Genomic DNA, 19,599 nt, shown 5'->3' with positions numbered 1-19,599 from the left:
CGCAGTGTAGACAGTTTTGTATTTTTGTATACAAAGTCAGGGACTCGTAACTGGAGGACCTCATGGGCGTCGCAGAAACCAAAATCTATCCGATCAACACTGGCTGGCTTGAGGCCGACCTTGGCACATATATTTTCTGGAAAGGGCCTGCGGGTCAGAAGATCTGGAACCCGGTTTATTGCCACTATGTTGACACCGGCACCCACAAGATCCTGATCGACACCGGGCTTTGCGACGAAGAACGCGCCACTAAATACCACCATAAATGCGATAAACGTGGTTGTTTGCAGGTCCATGAACACCTTGAACAAAAGCTGGGCGTGCATCCTGATGAGATTGACGCGATTGTCTTTACCCACCTGCACTGGGACCACGTGCAGAACATGAAGCAATTCAAAAACGCCCGCTACATCGCGCCAAAGGCCGAGATTGAAATGGCCTACAATCCGCTGCCGCTGTACTACCGCACCTATGAAAGCGGTTATCTCGGCATCGAACCAGCCTATGCCGGCTGCGTGTTTGAAGCGGTCGAGGATGAATGCGAAATCCTGCCCGGTATTACGATGTTCCACACCCCTGGCCACTCTGTCGGGCATATGGCCGTGACGGTTGCGACCAGCGTCGGTGATATTGTGGTTGCGGGCGATGCGATCTTTCAGGAACGCAACATGGAACCCAACCCGGACGAAGGTTGGCGTTATTGGGTGCCAGCACGCTTTGTGAATTCCTTTGAGGGTTGGAAATCTGTTGAAGAGCTGGACAAGCGCGCGGATTATATCCTTGCCTGCCATGATAAGGTCGCGAACGCGCGGTCCGACGTTTTTCCTTATGAAGGCATGCCTTTGCGTAAACGCCGTCAGGTGATCCCCGGTTATCAATTCTACTTTGGCGACATGCCCGCGGGCGCTGTTGAAAAGTCAGCACCTGCCCTGACCAAGGATGAAGCTGACGCCTATATCGCAGCATTGGTGCCGCCCACACCGGACCCCAAATAAGCGATGCAACCGATCGACAGCATACTGGCGGTCGCAGATCAGTATGACGCCATTGTTTTTGATCAATGGGGGGTTCTGCACAACGGAACCTCCCCCTATCCGGACGCGGTCATCACGATTGATGCGCTGAAGGGCAAGACGCTGGCGGTTCTGTCAAATTCGGGCAAACGGGCCGCCGTGAACGCAGATCGCATCACCGGCATGGGGTTTGCACCCGATGCCTTTGGCGTTGTCATGACCTCAGGCGAGGCATTGCATATTGAATTCAAAGGCGGCCGCCTGCGCGACATCAAAACGCTGCTGCCAATCACTGCCGCCGCAGGGGATGCCGCGAAATGGGCAGGGTCTCTATCCGTGACTTTCACCGACACGGTTGATCAAGCCGACGCCGTTCTACTGATGGGCCTGCCTGATGCGACTGACCATCCCAAGCAACAAGCGATCCTTGACCGGGCACGCGCGCTGAACCTACCTTTGATCTGTTCAAACCCTGACCGCGCATCCCCGCGCGCGCATGGCAAAACAGTGCAATCACCCGGTGCATTGGCCCATGCCTACGCTGATGCGGGCGGTAAGGTGATGTTCTATGGCAAACCGCACAAAGCCATTTTTGACGTGCTGTCGAATACGCTGCAGATAACCGAGCCCAAGCGCGTTTTAATGGTTGGTGACAGCCCCGAACACGATATCGCTGGCGCACAAACGGTTGGCTGGGATAGCCTTTTTATCGCAGGCGGCCTGCATGCGGATGCGGCGCATGATGTTTTCGCGGGTAAGACCACTGCAACCTATACAATTCCAACGCTCAGGTGATGCCAATGACTGAACCGTCCGCAGATTTCCACGCTTTCTCCGCGCGTCTGGGCAAAGATCCTTTGCGTGTCCAGGGCCCCGGGGGGAACACGTCGATGAAAATTGGCGATGTTATGTGGATTAAGGCGTCGGGCACTGAACTGGCCGATGCGGAAACAAAGCCTATCTTCGTTGCTGTCAACCGTGCCGCCGCCCAAGCAGAGGCCGCTGGCGAAGGCGATGGTAGCTGCAAGGATACAGTGATTGATCCCGCCAACACCCTGCGCCCATCTATCGAAACGACGTTTCACGCCGCCCTTGATTGGCCGGTTGTTGCCCACACCCATTCCATCGCGACGCTCGTTCATGCAATCAGCCCAGAGGGGCGAAAGGTGGCCATCGAAAAGCTCGCCGATTTACCTGCTGTTTTTGTGCCCTATGCCAAACCGGGCCTGCCGCTGACCCGCGAAATCCTTGCACGGGTTACATCTGACACGCAGATCGTGATCCTTGAAAACCATGGGCTGATCTGTTGCGGCACCACCGTGGCCGAAACTGATGAGATCATGCAGCAGGTCGAAGACAGGCTGCAAATGCCTGTTCTGACTGACACGACGAAAGCCGCCACGACCGCAATGACAGGTTTTGAGGCAGTCGGCGAAAGCTGGATCGCACACAACCCGCGCATCTGTGACCTTGCCCTTAGCGGATCCTACTATCCTGACCACGTGGTGTTCCTTGGCCCCGCCTTGCCCACCGCTGATCACGCTGAAAACCCGCCGGTTATCGTGAAGCCCGAACAGGGCGTTTATCTGCGCAATGGTGCCACATCATCGCAACGCGCTATGATCAAATGCCTGTCCGATTGTTTGTCGCGACTACCGGCAGATTGGACAGCCGAACCCATTGGCACGGATGCGGAGGCAGCTTTGCTGAATTGGGACGCTGAAAAATACCGCCAAGCCTTGGCCGCACGATGACAGGCCATCTGTCCCTTGGCATTGACGTCGGTACATCCGGGGTACGCACAGCGGTGATTGACGCAGGTGGACGCGTGCTCAGCACTGTTAAGACAACCCACCTGCCCCAAAAACCCAACGATATTGACGCCAGCAAATGGTGGACAACGGTTCAAGACTGCATCACCGCGCAAGGTAAAGCGCTGAAAGATGCGGGATACAGCCTGTTAGAGGTTAGCCGGATCGGCGTTGATGGCACTTCTGGCACAATGGTGCTGACCGACGACACCCTGCACCCGGTCACACCTGCCCTGATGTATAACTCTGCCGGTTTCACCGCCGAGGCGGCTGACATTGCGAAACACGCGCCCGCTACTCATATCACCAAAGGCAGCAATTCTGCGCTCGCCCGTGCGCTGCGCTTACAGACCTTTGATGCTGACAGCCAAGCGACGCATTTGCTGCACCAAGCCGATTTCATCATCGCCCATCTGCGCGGACAAGGCGGGGTCAGCGATGAAAACAATACGCTGAAACTGGGTTATGACCCGGATACAGGCACTTGGCCGCACTGGTTTGCACAAACAGGGCTGCGTACCGATCTGCTGCCCAAAGTCGTGCCAGCTGGCACCGCGCTTGGCCCTATCGCACCGGATGTTGCGACTGCGCTGGGCCTTTTGCCGCAAACCGTCATCCACGCAGGCACCACCGACAGCATCGCCGCGTTTCTGGCGACCGCATCGTTGGAGGCAGGCAACGCCGTTACCTCGCTTGGTACAACGCTGGCGATCAAAATCCTGTCGCCCACGCGAATTGATGAACCACATATGGGGCTTTATTCGCACAAGCTTGGCGATGTCTGGCTGGTTGGCGGTGCGTCAAATACCGGCGGTGGGGTGTTGGCGAGCCTGTTTGATGCGGAAACCCTGACCACCCTGTCCGACCAGATTGACCCAAGCCAAGCCAGCCCATTGAATTATTATCCCTTGCTGAAAAAAGGCGAACGCTTTCCCGTCAATGACCCTGACCTTGCGCCGCGCATGACACCGCGCCCCGATAATGATGCGGCTTTCCTGCATGGTCTTTTGGAAGGTGTCGCGCGGATCGAACGTCAGGCCTATGATGCGATTGCAGCGCGCGGCGGCCCTAGACCTACGCGACTTTATACAGCGGGCGGGGGGGCACAAAACCCGGTTTGGACAGCGATCCGTGCGCGGGTGTTGGGGATCACGCCAGCGCATTCGGATCAGACCGAAGCCTGCATTGGCATCGCTCGGCTAATTAATTCCGACTAAAATTGTCGGATTGACATAACCAATAAAATCACTCAGGTTAGAACCACGTTCTAGCCACCCCTGTTGACCACAAGGGAAGCCCGACATTCGTCAGATGAAAGGACTTCTCGTCATGTCACGACCACAGGACACAACGCCTCGGCGCGACCCTCAGCTTCATGTGCCTTCCAAAGATGATATTCTACGCATCCTGCAACAAGATGACAGCAGCCGCGCCGGACTTCAGCTTGAGTGGGTCCTTGACCGCTGTAACACCCGCGAAGGGAGGACGTGATGGGACTGCAAAAGGCTGTGCCAACGGCCCCCGCCCCGCCGCAGAACCTGCCCCACTATGACGCACGCGATCTGATCTCGCACGGCGAACAGGCGCATATCATTCTGGATGATCAAGTCTATGTCTTGCGCATCACCCGCGCCGGAAAACTGATTTTAACCAAATGAATACTGGGTCCGATCATCGCGGCGGCGCGACCGTTGGAAGCTTGGATGATTGTGATGCAATCAATGCGGCTTGTGTAATTTACCTACGAATGTGGTGCGCAGGCCCCGAAACCCAGGCCAGCATGATCGCCGATCTGTCCAATACATTGGGGTCCGTGCGCGGTGGCAAAGCGGTCGAGGCTTTTGCCGAAATTTGCGGGTTATGCGCGCGTTACGGGCGGCGACCACTGGCGCGTCACGGTCTGGGTTGCCGATGCGTTGGCGCGGATGAGGCAGGTTTTGCCCAGCTTATTGCCACTGCCACAGAAGGGGACCGTGATGATGCGATGCTGATCGCAATCCTTTTGGTGCGGCCCGATGTGGCGCCGATTTTGACCAGTCTGGCGACTAACTTTGGCTTGGCTTTGAAACAGATGAACCTTGCATCCCCCAAAGCAGCTGCACGGATGTTACCGCAGCAACCGACGCTGCATTAACCTATCGCACCGTTAGGCGTAAAAAAACGGGCCGCCAAGCAGCCCGTTTTTTCATGTCTATAGAAAACGTTTAACGCAGATGGGACCGTAGGAACCACGCGAATTTTTCGTGTGTCTGGCCGCGTGCAATGCACAGATCTTCGGTCAGGGTGTCGCCATGTTCAGCAGCCAGTGCACCGCAACCTGCCAGCGTCGCAGCCAGCGTTTCTTGTGCGTCCAGCATCATTTTGATCATATCTTTGTCGCTGGCATGCCCGTCATGTTCGTCGACCTTTGACCGCTTGAGCATCCCGGCGAGCATTCCTTCGGCATGGGCGTCAATCGCGCGGATACGTTCGGCCAGATCGTCCTGCGCCACAAAGTGGTCTTCATAGATTTGCTGGAACAGTTCATGTAGTGGCGCAAAGGCCATGCCTTTGACGTTCCAGTGAAAATTCTGCGCAAGCATTGTCGTCACGGCGGTTTCCGCCACTGATTGATTTAATGCTTCGGCGATTTGTGTTTTGGCGTCTGTGCTTAGCGCCATGGCTGTCTGTGTCATTGCCGGTCTCCGCTTAAAATTGAATTGTGCTGGCTGGCATCTGGCTGGCTTGCTTGGCATTAACATAAGCCAGCCTGTATCTGAGACAAGTACTTTTTAGAATAATTCTAAGTTGGGGTGCTTTGTGCGGCAATACCGTTGATCAGAAAGCTAATGTGCCTTCGGTGATCTGCCCTCACGCGCGACCGGATCAAGAATGTCAGGCTGTCGCTGTCGCCTTGCTTGGCAGCCATTAAGGCGCGGATCAGCCATGCCTCATCAAATGATATTTCCTTTGTGCCGGGTTGGAAGAATACAGGTTTCGTTTCCACCGCTTCGCGCACACATCTTAGCAGGGCTTGTGCATAAGCATCGCGTGCCGCACTTGGGCTGTTCGAGATGAGCGCGCAAGCCTCAAATAAATCAGTGCGCGCCGCCACGCGGCACTTTAGGGCAACAATGCGCAGCGCATTCAACATATTCAACCACCCACCCGGCAAGGTAACGGGGGCAGGCGGTGTGACCTTTGGCATTGTCAGAGGTGCAACGGACAACATGTTCAAAACAGCCTTTGTAGTCAGGTTTCATCGGAATCGATGCAACCTATTCCTGACTATATTTATAAGAAATATAGGAAATGTGAAGTCTCGATTGTGTGTCGCCCCCCCAGCATTCCCCTAACTCACGCCTATTTTACCGTTAAACAAGCGCAAGGTGCGTCGTGCGCGATTTTTTGTGATGTGCTGCCAAGCAAAAGGCTTGCCACGCCGCCACGTCCGCGCCTTCCTGTGACAACCAGGTCAGAGCCTGTGCTTTCCACAACCTGAATAATTTCCGTCGAGGGAATACCAAGACGCACGATTTGGCTGGATGGCTCTATGCCATGTTCCCGTGCGCGTGTCGCTGCATCGGCCATAATAGCTTGGCCTGCGCGCATGATCTGCTCCATATCCACAGGAACATCAATTGCACCGACGCCCATTGCCATGGCAGATGGTGGGATTTCAGGGACGTGGATTATATGCACTTGTGCGGTGTATCGCTGCGCCAGATCGCAAGCGATAACCAGCGCCCGCCAACAATGATCTGATCCATCAATGCCGATCGTGATGTTGTTAAACATAGTAAATCCCCTTCATTTTGCGGATAATAACCAAGCTTAAAGCATCAGGATCGCCCGCGCCTTGAGGGACATCAACAGGATGAAAGAATTCACCCTGTTGAAGTTCATTTGATGGCTTTTACCCAATCAGCGCGTTTAGCGTGTTCGAAGGGCGCATCGCTTGCGCCGCGCGGTCTTCGGACGGGTTGTAATACCCTTGCAAATCAACTGCCTGACCCTGCCCCGCTGACAATTCAGCAATAATTGCCGCTTCGTTTTCCGCAAGGCTTTTGGCCAATGGTGCAAAGGCTGTCGCAAGACCTGTGTCATCCGTTTGCGTCGCCAGCGCGTCAGCCCAGAAACGTGCAAACCAATAATGGCTATGGCGGTTATCAGGCTGTCCAACTTTGCGCTGTGGGGAATGCCCTTCAGACAGCAATTTCTCTGTGGCGGCATCAACGGCATCGCCCATGATATTGGCTGCCGCCTTGCCCTGTGACACGCCCAGGAACCGCAGGCTTTCGCCCAGCGCGCAGAACTCGCCCAGCGAATCCCAGCGCAGGTGGTTTTCCTGTACCAGCTGTTCGACGTGCTTGGGCGCAGAGCCGCCGGCACCGGTTTCGAATAAGCCACCACCGTTCATCAGGCCAACGACCGATAGCATCTTGGCCGATGTTCCGACTTCCAGGATCGGGAACAGGTCAGTCAGATAGTCGCGCAACACATTGCCGGTGACGGCGATGGTGTTGTCGCCTTTGTAGATCACTTCGAACGACCGGGTTGTGGCATCGCGCGGCGCCATGATCTTGACCTTGTCTGCAACACCCGCCTTTTCCAACGCGGGTTCAACGTATTTCAGCAGTTCCGCATCATGCGCGCGGTTACGATCAAGCCAGAAGATCGTTTCGTATCCGGTGCTGGCCATCCGGTCGAGCGCGAGTTGAATCCAGTTTTCAATCGGTGCGCGGCGGGCAGAGGCCATGCGCCAGATATCCCTCGCGTCCACTTCATGCGTGTGCAGCACGTCGCCGTTATCTGCAATCACGCGCACTGTACCTGCCGTTGCTATTTCAAAGGTCGTCGGGTGTGATCCGTATTCTTCTGCCTTCTGCGCCATCAGCCCCACGTTTTGCACCGTGCCTGCGGTCACGGGATCAAGTGCGCCGTTGGCTTTGCAGAATTCCACAGAGGCGTCATAAACCGGCGCATAAGAGCTGTCGGGAATGACGCAGTTGGTGTCACCTTCTGTACCATCCGGCCCCCAGCCTTTGCCGCCTGCGCGGATCACTGCAGGCATGGATGCGTCGATGATCACGTCAGATGGGACATGCAGGTTGGTGATACCACGGTCAGAATTCACCATGTAAAGCGGTGGGCGCTCAGACAGCAGTGCGTCAATCTCGGCCCGGATCGCGGCACCGTTTGGCATCGCGTCGATGGCATCAAACAGCGTACCGAATCCCGCATTCGGGCTAATCCCGGCGGCAGCGAAATCATCCGCGTATGTGTCAAAGATTGGTTGCAGATAGGCGACAACTGCATGGCCAAAGATGATCGGGTCCGAGACCTTCATCATTGTTGCCTTCATATGCAGTGAAAACAGCGTCCCATCCTCCAAAGTGCGTGCGATCTGCGCATGGAAAAATTCCTTCAACGCTTTCGCCGACATAAAGGTGGCATCGACAATTGTGCCCGCAGGCATCGCGATGCCATCTTTTAGCGTGGTGACTGTGCCGTCAGCGGCGGTCAGTTCGATCTTCAGTGTTTGCGCGTCAGACAAAGTGACCGAAGTCTCGTTTGAGAAAAAGTCGTTCGCACCCATCGTAGATACGCGCGTTTTGCTGTCGGACGACCACTTGCCCATCCGATGCGGGTTCGCCTTGGCATAAGCTTTGACCGAAGATGGCGCGCGGCGGTCCGAGTTGCCTTCACGCAAGACCGGGTTCACGGCAGAGCCCTTAATCGCATCATAGCGTTTGCGGGCTTCGACTTCATCCGTGCTTTCGGGCGCTTCGGGGTAGTCTGGAATGTCGTATCCTTGGCCTTGCAATTCTTTCACTGCAGCCACCAATTGTGGGACAGAGGCAGAGACGTTTGGCAGTTTGATCACATTCGCGCTGGATTCTTTCACGACTTTACCCAGCAGCGCCAGATCATCAGACACTTTTTGCGCATCCGTCAGCTTTTCAGGAAAGGCAGACAGAATACGTCCCGCCAGTGAGATGTCTTTTGTGCCAATCGAAATATCAGCCTGCGCCAGAAACTTGCGCAGGATCGGCAGCAAAGAGGCAGACGCCAGTTGCGGCGCTTCGTCGGTCTTTGTGTAAATGATATCGGGCAGGGTCTGATCTGACATGCGCATGTCCTCTTTTTTGGCGTGTTTCATCGGCTTGTGGGGGCATTGTACCCTAGCAGGATTACAAAGCCCGGAATTGATTCACATCACTAGTGGAACAGACCGCGAAAGGGAATAGTTTTGGTGTACAATTGTACACAAAGAGGTTCAGGTGCCAACAAACAAGGGAAAACTAACGCCCAAGGCCCATGCCAGAACCAACCCTAACGCCAGCCCTGGTGCGGCAGGTCCGGTTTTGGCTGCAACCCACCGGCCAAGTGTTCCGAACACCAGATAGAATAGAACCAGCACCGGGGCGATCATGATCAAAAAGAACAGGCCGCTGAAATCCAGCCAAACCGCAAGACCAAGCGAGGCAAGGAATGTGACCCTGATAAGTAAGCGCTTCCAAATGCGAGCATGCGCCGTCAGAATTGTATCCGCCAGCATGTAAGGTACGGTCCCCAGCGTAAGTGCGGCAATGATCCAAACCCTATCGGCCGTTGGCCAGAAATTTGCGGCATATCTGTCTAGCAGAACACCAAACAGCGCGCACCAAAGTAACGTCAACACAGCCGCAGGCCAGTTGAACGCGCCAAGCCTGACGCCAAAAACCCAAAGAAGGGCCAGTTGCAATGCACCGTAAATCAAAAGATGCAACCCTAAATAGTCAGCAACCAAAACGGGCAAAAATTCCGGTGTCAGCGGCACAGCAATGAACGGCGTGATAACGGCGGGCGGCAAAAGCAGCAGTGCCATCTGCGGTTTTGTAAGGACTGGCACCGCGACCACCTGCGTTGGCAGCCGCGCGGCAATAGGTTTAAAAAGAAGGACGATCCCAATCAGCAAACCCAAAATAGCGGTGCCCGTTGGCAGGATACGTAGATCAGACTGGCGGTCATAAAAGCGATCCAGCCAGTCAACCGCCGCCGCCCGCCCCGCCCGGCTGTGCAGGATAGAGACATGTTCGGTCAATGGACCGACGACCGCGCGTCTGCGCAGATCATCTACCGCAATCGTCTGGCCCTCTGCCGCATCGGGGGCCAGCATCTGAACGGCTTCTAACGCAAAATTGCGCAATCCCGGTTCCCAACTGCCAGTGACAAGCAACAGATCACGCGGGAAGGTTCGTGTGATCTCTTGCGAGAAAGCCGAGATCAAGACAAGCGGCCCACTGTCGCCGCGTCCGCGTGCCACGCGCACCAATATGTCGGTCGCCATGGAATGGCCTAACAAGGCCACAGGTTCGCCACTTGGTGGCAGCGTGTCCAACACCCCGATCGTCTGGTCCATCAAAAGGCGCGTTGTTCCATCCAGCGCATTCACATCACCCGACATCGGCACGCTGTGCCGACCATGCCCCAGAAAATCAAAGGCATAGACCTGATACCCTGCACGGGCAAGCGGAAGCGCATACCCCTGCATCATCTGCTGAGAACCCGCAAAACCATGCGCAATGACGACGGTTGGTCCATCGGCGTCTGGCTGCGCGTATGTGGTCACGGGTGTATCGCCGATAATACCCCTTGTAATCAGCACGTCACTTCGTGCGGCCTCAAGCACAAAAAGCGACAGGACGACCATAACAATTGCAACGACTGGTTTCACGTCAGCACATGCTCCGCAGTTAAGGACAATACCGGGTTTTGTAAGGCGACCCTTCGGTTGGTTTTGATCAACACACATGAACGTAGGGTTATATTGTGCATGTCTACTGTTTTCCTTCACAAAGCGATCAGACTGGCTAGAGTATCCTGAACGCTTTTGGGAGGAAGCCATTGACAGATCAGACCCGCCCATGGACCGCTTTTTATGGCCCGTCCGTTCGCAAGACGATTGACGCCCCTGCACATCGCACGATTGGTGGTTTCATCACAGCCATGGCCGAACTTTACGGCGACCGGCCCGCGTTCACCACTTGCCTGCCCAACGGGATGAACGGCACGCTGACGTACCATCAGGCAGATGAGATGTCAGATGCGCTGGCGGTCTATTTCCGCGAAGTTGCCGGGCTGAAAACCGGTGATCGCGTCGCCATTCAGGTGCCAAACTGCCTGGCTTATCCGATTGCTGCAATGGCCGTGTTCAAAGCGGGCTGCGTTTTGGTCAACGTCAATCCGCTTTACACCGCAGAGGAAATGGCCAAGCAGTTTGCCGATGCCGAACCTGCCGCCATTGTCGTGGTCGATATGTTTGCCGACAAACTGGTCGAGGCAATGCAAGACTATCCGATCCCAAATGTGATTGTCACACGGGTGGCGGAATATTTCCCGGCAATGCCGCGCGGTATTGTGGGGTTGGTCCAGAAATATTGGGACAAGACGATTAAACCGATCGCGACCCCGCACATGCGCCTGCCAGAGGCCGTAAAAGCCGGGCGTGCCAAGCACGCCGAAACACATAACGCATTACAGACCTATCGCGCGACCATTGATCCTGATGATGTCGCTTGCCTTCAGTACACGGGCGGCACAACGGGTGTGTCCAAGGGCGCGATGCTGACCCACACCAATATTCTGATGAATATGGAACAAACAATGGAACTGATTGAGCAGTTTGAGAAGGGGCGTGAAGTCGCCCTGACCGCCTTGCCGCTTTATCACGTCTTTGCCTTTACAGTGAATTTTCTAGGCATGTATTCGCAGGGCGCGCATAATATTCTAATCCCAAACCCACGACCATTAAGCAACCTCAAGCGCGCGTTCGAAAATTATAAAATCACTTGGGTGAGCGGCGTGAACACCTTGTTCAACGGTCTAAACGGGGAAATCTGGTTTCAGGACACACCACCCAAGCATCTGAAATTTGCATCTGCGGGCGGCATGGCCTTGCAAGGTATTGTCGCCGAACGCTGGGAAGAGGTGACCGGCAAGCCGGTTTTGGAAGGGTATGGGCTGACTGAATCCTCGCCCGTGTTGACCTTTAATCCCTATGGCAAGACCCGCCTGAATTCGATTGGCGTGCCGGTTCCGGGGACCGAAGTAAAATGTGTCGATGAAGACGGTGCAGATGTACCCCAAGGGGAACCGGGTGAGCTGATTGCGAAGGGTCCGCAGATCATGAAGGGCTATTGGAACAAACCTGAAGAAACCGGAAAGACGATCCAGAATGGGTGGCTGTTAACCGGTGACATCGGTGTCATGGATGACGATGGGTATTTCCGGGTTGTTGATCGCAAAAAGGATATGATCCTTGTGTCCGGTTTCAACGTTTATCCCAATGAAATCGAAGACACGATTGCCGCCCATCCCGGCGTTGAAGAGGTGGCAGTGATCGGCGTGCCGGACGGCGCGTCAGGCGAAGCGGTGAAGGCCTTTATCGTGAAACGGGATGACACCTTGGATAAAGACGCGATGCGCGCGTACTGCAAGGAACATTTGACGGCCTATAAGGTGCCCAAAGCGGTCGAATTCCGCGATGAGTTGCCGAAATCGAATGTCGGAAAGATCCTGCGCAAAGATCTGCGGGCCGAAGAACAAGCCAAAGTGGAGAACGCATAATGGTTGGACCACTTGAACAGGCCATTCTGGCGCTGATGATTTTTGTGATCATGTTGGGCATGGGCGCATCACTGACACCGCGTGACTTTACGCTTGCTTTAAAACGGCCATATGGCCTGATGATTGGCGTTGTGTCGCAATATGGGTTCATGCCGCTGATTGGCTTTGTGCTGGCAACGACGTTGCCTGTGTCAGACACAATCAAGATCGGTATCCTGATCATGGCCTGTATGCCCGGTGGGACGACATCAAATATTTTTGCCTATTTTTCAAAGGGTAATCTCGCGCTGTCGGTATTGATGACGGTGACCTCAACCGTTTTTGGCGTTATTCTGATCCCTGTTGTTTTGGTGCTTTACGCCGGGGCCCTTGATCTTGATATCCCGCGCGAAAATATCATCGCGACGTTGGTGCTGCTGTTGGTGCCTGTCGCCATTGGGATGGTGCTACGCAAACTCAACGCAAATGTCGGCGCAGTGACAGAGTTTATGGGGTCGATGCTTGCGATCTTCTTTATTCTGTTCCTGATTGTGTCCTGGATTCCGCGGAATTGGGAATTCTTGCTGACAACGACATGGGCCACCTACTTTGGCGCGATTGTGCTGGGGCTTTTTGGATTTGCGTTGGGCTATGGTTTTTCGGTTTTGCTGCGGTTGCATCCGCGCAATGCGCGTACGGTGGCGCTTGAGACGGGCATTCAGAATGGGCCGCTGGCCATTGCGATTATCGCTTTCACATTTGCGGGAACAGAAGCGCAGGCCATCATGGCCGTTCCTGTGCTTTATTCGCTGTTCATCGTGATCACATCGACCATGGTAACCTTATGGTTCCGCCGGGTGGATACAGCGAACGAGCAGCCGCTGCCAAATGGGCTGCTCTAGCGTTCATGCAGGCTTGTTGGGGCGCTAGTTCGTTGCGATCCCCGCGCCTGTTGTGACAAGCGACGGTACAAGTTGTTGCACAACCCGGTTCCAACGCGTCACGGGTTGTTCGGCGATGAATAGTATATCGTTGGGCAGCAGGTTCATCCGCGTTGCAAGCAGCAGGTTAGTCACGTTTGCTGCATCCAGATGCCATGCGGTAACTGCCCTGATGTCTTCGCTTGAACTGCGGAGCACGTAGATCTGACCGGGGTTGCCGGTTTCGCTTGAAAAGCCACCTTCGGCAAAAAGGGCATCGGCAAGCGTGGCCTGTCGCCCGAATGGCAAGGGAAAACGACCGGGTTGGGTCACTTCGCCCGTCAGATAGACAAAGTCGCGGGCGACGGCGTCAAGTTCAACCTTTTCCCGAAAATTATTGCGCGCCTCAATAAGGGCCGCGCGTCGCAACTCTACCTCGGCAGTCAATTCGGCCAAGGCCTGCACGCGCCCTTGCTGCCGGAACTGGGCCAGGGTGATTTGCTCTGCAAAATAGGCTTGCGCTCTTTCAAGCTCAAACGCGGTGTCAACAAAGATACTGTCACCCGCAAGCAGCCGCGTCTTTTGCAGGCCGGGGTCGCGTAGATATGCGACCAGTGGAATCTGATACAAGACGCCATCCCGGTATACGCGGATCGAGGCAAAGTCGATGTCCGGTGTCGCGATCCCACCTGACAGGGCGATAGCCTCGTCCAGAAACAAGGGCGTCAAGGCAATTGGCACGACGGCCGGTTTTCCGACAGCGCCACCAACCGAAACCCGTTTAGAATTGAATTCCGCGATCTCAAGGCTGAAGGTCGGGTCAATTCTGTTTTCGACAAGGCTTTGGAAAAGCTGTGCTTCTGCCTCTTCCAGCGTCAGCCCCGCCAGCATGATACGGCCCACATCGGGCACCGCGATCGCGCCGTCATCTTGAACGGTATAGCCTTCGCGACTGTTCTGCGCTGCCAAAAGACCGCTGAGTTCTTCGACAGTGCCACCGGACGACGGTGTTGCCAACAGCAAGACATCACCAACCCCAATGCGGTATGGGCCGGGTGCAGTATTGGGCGGCGGTCGTGTGTCCAAGGTTGCGGGACGTCTTTGTTCGGTCAAGCTGGGTGGTGGCGCTGCACCGGCGCCGCGCATAGCTGATGGGCTGCCAGCCGTACGGAAAAACACATCTGGTATCTGGTCTGGGGTGCGGGTGTCGCGGTTCGCAATCAAAACGGATTCACTGGTTAGCGGGACTATGCGGACCTTGCCATCATCCGCTTTGACCTGCGGCGAAATATAGGCTGCACCGCATGCACTTAGCATCACCAAAGTTAGGATGCCCAAGCAGCATCGTCGCATTAAAACCTTCAATTATGTTCCCCAGAGACAAGTGTTTTGAGAAAATTGCGCCACGCCAAACAAAGCAACATAGCGGCGGCTGATTTATCGCTGTGCGACCGCCCTTTTGAGTCAGGGATACGTCCATTTTCGTTAAAATTGTATGAACTTAGGAAAGATCGTCTTAACGATGTGCAGCTTCGGGCATGTGGTAAGACTGGCCAGCGGCCTGCGTGGATTACGAAGGTTGCACTGTTCTATGTGACAATTTCGATTGAATTTGGAAAACACATGTTATGTGGTGGTCCGACTGATCGTTGATACAACTTAAAGGACAGAAATCTTATGCGCCAATTTCTGCCACGGTTCTTGCGCAAACGTGGAGGAGAGCGTGATCAGAACCGGACGACGCACAACACCTTGAAACCCGAACAGCCGTTTTATGCCGTTGGCGATATTCACGGACGGTTGGATTTACTGGATGAAGTGGTTTTCAAAATAAACCCTGACAAAGATCAACCCGTTATTTTTCTGGGTGATTACGTTGACCGAGGGCCAGATGCGGCCAGCACGCTTGAAAGACTTTTTGACATGACGACTGGGCGTCCTGACCAGTTTGTCTGCTTGATGGGAAATCATGAGCGGATGATGTTGGATTTCATTGATGACCCTTTGGGTCGCGGTGGCATCTGGTTACGCAATGGTGGTGTAGCAACCTTAGACAGTTATGGGATCAAAGGTCTGTCAGCACAGACCGCGCCGGATGATGTGGTAGATGTGTCGCATACGCTTGAGCAGCGGTTAGGCCCTGAGATGACCGCATGGTTGCGCGATCTGCCTTTGTCTTGGAACAGTGGAAATATGTGGTGCGTTCACGCGGCATTCGACCCCGCCAAAGCACCGACTGCTCAGCGGAAAAAAACGTTGCTTTGGGGGCATGCGGATTTTTTGACGACGCCGCGACAGGACGATCTTTGTGTCGTGCACGGACACACGACAGTTGATACGCCCATAAATCGCAATAGCCGCATTGCGGTTGATACCGGCGCTTACAGAACCGGATGTTTGACAGCGGTTTACATCGCTGAGGATCATTGCAGCTTTGTCCAGTCTTTGCCGAAGCAGACGTAGAATAACACTGCGGCCGGACCGTAAATTTTTGCGAAATATTAACCTTACTGAATGATCTCTGGGCCACGCCTGCGTGCGCGCCAACAGTGGTTGGTCATGCGCAGCGCGTTTGAAAGCGAATGCAGCCAGAAGGTTCAATATGACACGCCATTCCCACGACATGACCAAGGGCATGCAGGTTGTCATACCTTCAGAAGATGATGAGATTGATCTTGGCGCTCTAATCGGGACGTTGTGGCGCGGCAAGCTATGGATCATTTTAAGTGCAGTAATCGCGCTTGTCGCCGGCGGTTATTATGCATTCGGTGTAGCCACGCCGGTTTACACGACGACGGCGTCGGTTGCGTTGGAAAGCCGGCAAGAACAGATTGTCGATATTGACAGTGTGATGTCCGGCCTGTCCGGTGATCAGATCACGATCAATACCGAGGTTGAAGTACTGCGGTCGCGCCGCCTGATGGGCAAACTGGTTGATGATCTGAACCTTGTTGCGGATCCTGAGTTCAATAGCACATTGACCGATGAGACGTGGTATTCTTTGGGTGCGATGGCAGATGCGATACGCGAAAACATCTTTGGGCAGCCCGCAGGCAACTTGTTGCAATCGAATGAGGCTATTCGCGATTCAGTTGTAGATGCGGTGCTTGAACAAATATCAGTGTCTAATGTACGCCAAAGCTACGTCTTCAACATTTCTGTCGTCACTGAAAACCCGGCGAAATCGGCTGCAATGGCAAACCGCCTTGCCGAACTTTATGTCGAAGACCAGATCGTTTTGAAGTTTGAAAAGACGGCCGAGGCCACTGAGTGGCTGACTGATCGGGTTGCTGAGCTTCAGATTGAGCTGGAGGCCAGCGAAAACCAACTGAAGGAATTTAGTAGCAACACTGATCTGATCAGCCCCGAAGGGCTTGTTGGTCTGAACCGTCAACTGAAAGATCTGCGCGACCGGCAGGCAGGTATTGATGCAGAGGTTGCCGCGAACGTGGCCCGCGTCGCCGCATTGAATGCTGCCTTTGATTCCGGTGATCTGCTGCAGATGGCTGCGGTTGCCAACGACACGGCCCTGCGTCAGCTTGCGGCAACAAATGATACAGCTGCGATTGAAAACCAGTTTCAGACGCGCTTTGCCACCATTCTTGCGCGCGCCGTGATGGCGCGTGACCGCTCGGTCGCACAGGCCGATACCGTTGCGCAGTCGATGGTCGAAATTACCCAAAGCATCGCGACACAGTCGAATGAATTGGTCGCGTTGCAACAGCTTCAGCGCGAGACCGAGGCCAGCCGGCTGATCTATGAATTCTTTCTTGGCCGGCTGAAGGAAACATCGGTGCAGCAGGGGTTACAACAGGCCGAAAGCCGGATCTTGTCATACGCCGTTCTTCCCAGCGCGCCATCGGCACCTCGAAAAGCCGTCATTCTGACGTTTTCGATGATCCTTGGCCTCATCGTGGGCACAGGATTGGTGCTGTTGCGCGAACTGTCCCAAAACACATTCCGGACGGCGGAAGATCTGGAAGACAAGACCGGCTTTGCCGTTGTCGGTCAAATACCGCTTGTCCCCGCACGAAGCCGCAAAAAGGTGCTGCAGTACCTGCAAGATAAGCCGAATTCTGGTGTTGCTGAGGCGGTACGTAACTTGCGAACCTCGCTTTTGCTGGCAAATCTGGACAAGCCACCAAAAATTATCATGTCGACCTCATCGGTTCCCGGTGAGGGCAAAACGACCCAATCAATCGCACTGGCGCTGAACCTTTCGGGATTGGGCAAAAAGGTCTTGCTCGTCGAAGGCGATATTCGCCGCCGTGTGATGAGCACCTATTTCGGTGTGCCTGAGAAGCATGGTTTCCTCAGTGTCATGCTTGGTGAAGTGCGGCTCGATGAGGCAATCACGCAATTGCCTGGCATGAACTTTGATGTCCTGTTCGGAGAAGAGTCGCAGACAAATGCCGCTGACATCTTTTCATCAGAACGGTTCGGGACGTTTTTGAACGGTCTGCGGGATGCATACGATTACATCATCATCGATACGCCACCCGTTCTGGCCGTTGCCGACGCCCGGATCATTGGGCGTTGGGTCGATACCACCATCTATACCGTCCGGTGGGACCACAGCACCCATCGTCAGGTACTTGATGGTCTGCGATCCCTTGAACAAGTCCGGGTCAAAGTATCTGGTTTGGTACTGGGACAGATATCACCCAAGGGAATGAAACGATACGGGTATGGGGACAGCTATGGTACGTATCAAACCTATTACGATACCTGAGCAAGTGTCACATTGTGGGCCGCAGTCTATGGAATTTGATCATATCGTTGTAAGGTGTTGAAGGCTACATAGCCATGCATGTTGCGATGGAGTCGCATTTCTGACGGGATATCCATGAACGATAGGAATGAAAAGTTGGGATGGTTTGTGCTGCAACTTAAGCCAAATGGTTTAAGCCTTGCCAGAACACATCTTGCCAGACAGGGTTTTCTGACTTTGATGCCACTGCGTGAAGTATCACAACATGCCCGCTATGGCTTGCGCACCGTCAGGCAGCCACTGTTCCCGGGTTATCTGTTCTTTTCGGTGACAGCACGGCAGATCAATTGGCCCGCGGCGGCCAATACTCGCGGTGTGACGCGCATCGTTGTTGGAACGGACGGACAGCCTGCGCGACTTCCAGCGGACATCGCCGCTGGCCTGCTGGCGATAACGACCGAAGATGGGATGCTGGGCGACGTTGCCGATTTGCAAACAGGCGATCAGGTTGGCGTGGTCAATGGGCCCTTTGCGGGTTGGATGGCAAAGGTGGTTTCGGCTGATACCCCCGATCGTATCCAGCTTTTGGTTGATGTCATGGGGCGCGAAACGGCTGTGAACATTGCAGGTCGTGACCTTGAGAAACGATACTAACCAAAAAGCCGACGTTAACCAAAAAGTTCCAGTTTCCGCCTAAGGTGCTTTTATGGCTACGTCTGGAGTATCTTATGAAAAATATGCGCGATTGCCGACCCTGCACCGCGTATTTTGGTCTACAGATCATTCACGCGTGGCTAGTGACGCGGGTCGACCAGAAGGTGTGCCAATCTTGCCAGCCATTCGTACCAATAACCGCTGTATCATGCCTGAATTTCACAAAATAACGACCCGCATCAGGTGTGATGGTTGTGACACATCCCGTCCTAATTTACGTCTGATGCTAAGGTAAGGAACATCGGTCATCCTTGAAAAGAAAGTATAAAACTGCGATGTGTTCATGCATGAACGCACTGATTCCCTTGCGCTCTTTGAACAGATCACGTCAGTGACCTCTGGTGCGGTAGCCGTGACTCTTTCCGAAGACAAAGAACTCAGCGACAGAGCCGAAGTGCGGTTCCGTGTGATGCGTGCCATCGCGGAAAACCCCAAGATGTCTCAACGAGACCTCTCGCGTGCGCTCGGCGTAAGCTTGGGCGGTATTAACTATTGCATCAATGCTTTGATCGCCAAAGGTGCGGTAAAGGTGGAAAACTTCCGCGTCTCGGACAGTAAGCTGCGATATGCATACGTTCTGACGCCTGAGGGCATGACCGAGAAGGCGCGGATGACTGGACGGTTCTTGCAGCGCAAAATGCGTGAATACGATGCCCTGAAGGCCGAGATCGACGGATTGAAGAATGAACTGGACGATGAGGCCGCGGATGACAGCAGGTAAGGTCATGGGTCACAGTTCACAAAAACCGATGTGTGCTCAAAACCGCACTCTGAAAGAGCAATCGACTTTAGGTAAAACTCCAGTTGGCGCGGTCTGGACAATCAAATTATCCAAGCTGAATTTAAGGACATCATGACTG

Annotated in this window: 18 protein-coding genes; 12 read left to right on the top strand and 6 right to left on the bottom strand. The window is 54.5% G+C overall.

What is annotated here, in order from left to right; translation table 11 throughout:
- Nucleotides 1-62: 62 nt before the first annotated feature.
- The 6 genes from RCCS2_RS05480 (at nt 63) to RCCS2_RS05460 (ending at nt 4,958) form a co-directional block, all read left to right on the top strand.
- The gene (locus RCCS2_RS05480) at nt 63-995 is read left to right on the top strand and encodes an N-acyl homoserine lactonase family protein (protein WP_008232109.1); all 933 of its coding nucleotides are present in this window, start codon (nt 63-65) and stop codon (nt 993-995) included.
- Nucleotides 996-998: 3 nt separating this feature from the next.
- Nucleotides 999-1,808 carry a TIGR01459 family HAD-type hydrolase gene (locus RCCS2_RS05475; RefSeq protein WP_008232107.1) on the top strand — a complete coding sequence of 270 codons (810 nt, stop codon included), beginning with the start codon at nt 999-1,001 and terminating at the stop codon, nt 1,806-1,808.
- The gene (locus RCCS2_RS05470; RefSeq protein WP_008232104.1) at nt 1,808-2,767 is read left to right on the top strand and encodes a class II aldolase/adducin family protein; all 960 of its coding nucleotides are present in this window, start codon (nt 1,808-1,810) and stop codon (nt 2,765-2,767) included. Before RCCS2_RS05475 ends, RCCS2_RS05470 begins: the two co-directional genes overlap by 1 nt.
- Nucleotides 2,764-4,041 carry an FGGY-family carbohydrate kinase gene (locus tag RCCS2_RS05465; protein ID WP_008232102.1) on the top strand — a complete coding sequence of 426 codons (1,278 nt, stop codon included), beginning with the start codon at nt 2,764-2,766 and terminating at the stop codon, nt 4,039-4,041. Before RCCS2_RS05470 ends, RCCS2_RS05465 begins: the two co-directional genes overlap by 4 nt.
- A gap of 273 nt (nt 4,042-4,314) precedes the next feature.
- Nucleotides 4,315-4,482: a hemin uptake protein HemP gene (gene hemP, locus RCCS2_RS18115; protein WP_008232101.1), complete on the top strand. Its 168-nt coding sequence runs from the start codon at nt 4,315-4,317 to the stop codon at nt 4,480-4,482.
- The gene (locus RCCS2_RS05460; RefSeq protein WP_008232098.1) at nt 4,479-4,958 is read left to right on the top strand and encodes a hypothetical protein; all 480 of its coding nucleotides are present in this window, start codon (nt 4,479-4,481) and stop codon (nt 4,956-4,958) included. Before hemP ends, RCCS2_RS05460 begins: the two co-directional genes overlap by 4 nt.
- A 70-nt stretch (nt 4,959-5,028) precedes the next feature.
- Here the strand turns inward: RCCS2_RS05460 and RCCS2_RS05455 are convergent, their stop codons facing one another.
- From RCCS2_RS05455 to RCCS2_RS05435, 5 genes are all read right to left on the bottom strand, one after another.
- Nucleotides 5,029-5,499, bottom strand: a complete 471-nt coding sequence (locus RCCS2_RS05455; RefSeq protein WP_008232096.1) for a Dps family protein — start codon at nt 5,497-5,499, stop codon at nt 5,029-5,031.
- A 107-nt stretch (nt 5,500-5,606) separates the two neighbouring features.
- Nucleotides 5,607-6,011 (bottom strand): hypothetical protein, encoded by a 405-nt coding sequence (locus RCCS2_RS05450; RefSeq protein WP_156788428.1) that lies wholly within the window; start codon nt 6,009-6,011, stop codon nt 5,607-5,609.
- A gap of 155 nt (nt 6,012-6,166) precedes the next feature.
- Nucleotides 6,167-6,601 carry a universal stress protein gene (locus RCCS2_RS05445; protein ID WP_008232088.1) on the bottom strand — a complete coding sequence of 145 codons (435 nt, stop codon included), beginning with the start codon at nt 6,599-6,601 and terminating at the stop codon, nt 6,167-6,169.
- Nucleotides 6,602-6,719: 118 nt separating this feature from the next.
- Nucleotides 6,720-8,936, bottom strand: coding sequence for an NADP-dependent isocitrate dehydrogenase (locus RCCS2_RS05440; protein WP_037293578.1), 2,217 nt, complete (start codon nt 8,934-8,936; stop codon nt 6,720-6,722).
- A 147-nt stretch (nt 8,937-9,083) separates the two neighbouring features.
- On the bottom strand, nt 9,084-10,523 hold the full coding sequence (locus tag RCCS2_RS05435) for an alpha/beta hydrolase (RefSeq protein WP_232204236.1): 1,440 nt from the start codon (nt 10,521-10,523) through the stop codon (nt 9,084-9,086).
- A 170-nt stretch (nt 10,524-10,693) separates the two neighbouring features.
- Between RCCS2_RS05435 and RCCS2_RS05430 the strand changes: the two genes are divergently transcribed.
- Both RCCS2_RS05430 and RCCS2_RS05425 read left to right on the top strand, forming a co-directional pair.
- Nucleotides 10,694-12,415: an AMP-binding protein gene (locus RCCS2_RS05430; protein ID WP_008232085.1), complete on the top strand. Its 1,722-nt coding sequence runs from the start codon at nt 10,694-10,696 to the stop codon at nt 12,413-12,415.
- Nucleotides 12,415-13,296 carry a bile acid:sodium symporter family protein gene (locus tag RCCS2_RS05425; protein ID WP_008232082.1) on the top strand — a complete coding sequence of 294 codons (882 nt, stop codon included), beginning with the start codon at nt 12,415-12,417 and terminating at the stop codon, nt 13,294-13,296. Before RCCS2_RS05430 ends, RCCS2_RS05425 begins: the two co-directional genes overlap by 1 nt.
- 24 nt (nt 13,297-13,320) lie before the next feature.
- Here the strand turns inward: RCCS2_RS05425 and RCCS2_RS05420 are convergent, their stop codons facing one another.
- Complete coding sequence (locus RCCS2_RS05420; protein WP_008232080.1) at nt 13,321-14,631, bottom strand: polysaccharide biosynthesis/export family protein; 1,311 nt, start codon at nt 14,629-14,631, stop codon at nt 13,321-13,323.
- A 360-nt stretch (nt 14,632-14,991) separates the two neighbouring features.
- Between RCCS2_RS05420 and RCCS2_RS05415 the strand changes: the two genes are divergently transcribed.
- The 4 genes from RCCS2_RS05415 (at nt 14,992) to RCCS2_RS05400 (ending at nt 19,460) form a co-directional block, all read left to right on the top strand.
- Complete coding sequence (locus RCCS2_RS05415; protein ID WP_008232077.1) at nt 14,992-15,777, top strand: metallophosphoesterase; 786 nt, start codon at nt 14,992-14,994, stop codon at nt 15,775-15,777.
- 139 nt (nt 15,778-15,916) lie between these two features.
- Nucleotides 15,917-18,046: a GumC family protein gene (locus RCCS2_RS05410; protein ID WP_232204235.1), complete on the top strand. Its 2,130-nt coding sequence runs from the start codon at nt 15,917-15,919 to the stop codon at nt 18,044-18,046.
- Nucleotides 18,047-18,124: 78 nt separating this feature from the next.
- Nucleotides 18,125-18,679 carry a transcriptional activator RfaH gene (locus RCCS2_RS05405; RefSeq protein ID WP_083791148.1) on the top strand — a complete coding sequence of 185 codons (555 nt, stop codon included), beginning with the start codon at nt 18,125-18,127 and terminating at the stop codon, nt 18,677-18,679.
- Between the two features lie 343 nt (nt 18,680-19,022).
- Nucleotides 19,023-19,460: a MarR family EPS-associated transcriptional regulator gene (locus RCCS2_RS05400; protein WP_008232073.1), complete on the top strand. Its 438-nt coding sequence runs from the start codon at nt 19,023-19,025 to the stop codon at nt 19,458-19,460.
- Nucleotides 19,461-19,599 lie beyond the last annotated feature (139 nt).

Source organism: Roseobacter sp. CCS2, from assembly GCF_000169435.1.
In the GTDB taxonomy this organism is placed as follows: domain Bacteria; phylum Pseudomonadota; class Alphaproteobacteria; order Rhodobacterales; family Rhodobacteraceae; genus Yoonia.
The sequence above is the reverse complement of the archived record's forward strand: the minus strand, read 5'-3'. Positions and strand labels throughout refer to the sequence as shown.

What these genes read in the sequence shown, in the direction of transcription:
- hemP (WP_008232101.1), top strand. Translation starts at nt 4,315, where the DNA reads ATGGGACTGCAAAAGGCTGTGCCAACGGCCCCCGCCCCGCCGCAGAAC.
- RCCS2_RS05405 (WP_083791148.1), top strand. Translation starts at nt 18,125, where the DNA reads ATGTTGCGATGGAGTCGCATTTCTGACGGGATATCCATGAACGATAGG.
- RCCS2_RS05475 (WP_008232107.1), top strand. Translation starts at nt 999, where the DNA reads ATGCAACCGATCGACAGCATACTGGCGGTCGCAGATCAGTATGACGCC.
- RCCS2_RS05445 (WP_008232088.1), bottom strand. Translation starts at nt 6,601, where the DNA reads ATGTTTAACAACATCACGATCGGCATTGATGGATCAGATCATTGTTGG.
- RCCS2_RS05470 (WP_008232104.1), top strand. Translation starts at nt 1,808, where the DNA reads ATGCCAATGACTGAACCGTCCGCAGATTTCCACGCTTTCTCCGCGCGT.
- RCCS2_RS05450 (WP_156788428.1), bottom strand. Translation starts at nt 6,011, where the DNA reads ATGCCAAAGGTCACACCGCCTGCCCCCGTTACCTTGCCGGGTGGGTGG.
- RCCS2_RS05425 (WP_008232082.1), top strand. Translation starts at nt 12,415, where the DNA reads ATGGTTGGACCACTTGAACAGGCCATTCTGGCGCTGATGATTTTTGTG.
- RCCS2_RS05420 (WP_008232080.1), bottom strand. Translation starts at nt 14,631, where the DNA reads ATGCTAAGTGCATGCGGTGCAGCCTATATTTCGCCGCAGGTCAAAGCG.
- RCCS2_RS05480 (WP_008232109.1), top strand. Translation starts at nt 63, where the DNA reads ATGGGCGTCGCAGAAACCAAAATCTATCCGATCAACACTGGCTGGCTT.
- RCCS2_RS05410 (WP_232204235.1), top strand. Translation starts at nt 15,917, where the DNA reads ATGACACGCCATTCCCACGACATGACCAAGGGCATGCAGGTTGTCATA.
- RCCS2_RS05415 (WP_008232077.1), top strand. Translation starts at nt 14,992, where the DNA reads ATGCGCCAATTTCTGCCACGGTTCTTGCGCAAACGTGGAGGAGAGCGT.
- RCCS2_RS05440 (WP_037293578.1), bottom strand. Translation starts at nt 8,936, where the DNA reads ATGTCAGATCAGACCCTGCCCGATATCATTTACACAAAGACCGACGAA.
- RCCS2_RS05400 (WP_008232073.1), top strand. Translation starts at nt 19,023, where the DNA reads ATGCATGAACGCACTGATTCCCTTGCGCTCTTTGAACAGATCACGTCA.
- RCCS2_RS05455 (WP_008232096.1), bottom strand. Translation starts at nt 5,499, where the DNA reads ATGACACAGACAGCCATGGCGCTAAGCACAGACGCCAAAACACAAATC.
- RCCS2_RS05460 (WP_008232098.1), top strand. Translation starts at nt 4,479, where the DNA reads ATGAATACTGGGTCCGATCATCGCGGCGGCGCGACCGTTGGAAGCTTG.
- RCCS2_RS05465 (WP_008232102.1), top strand. Translation starts at nt 2,764, where the DNA reads ATGACAGGCCATCTGTCCCTTGGCATTGACGTCGGTACATCCGGGGTA.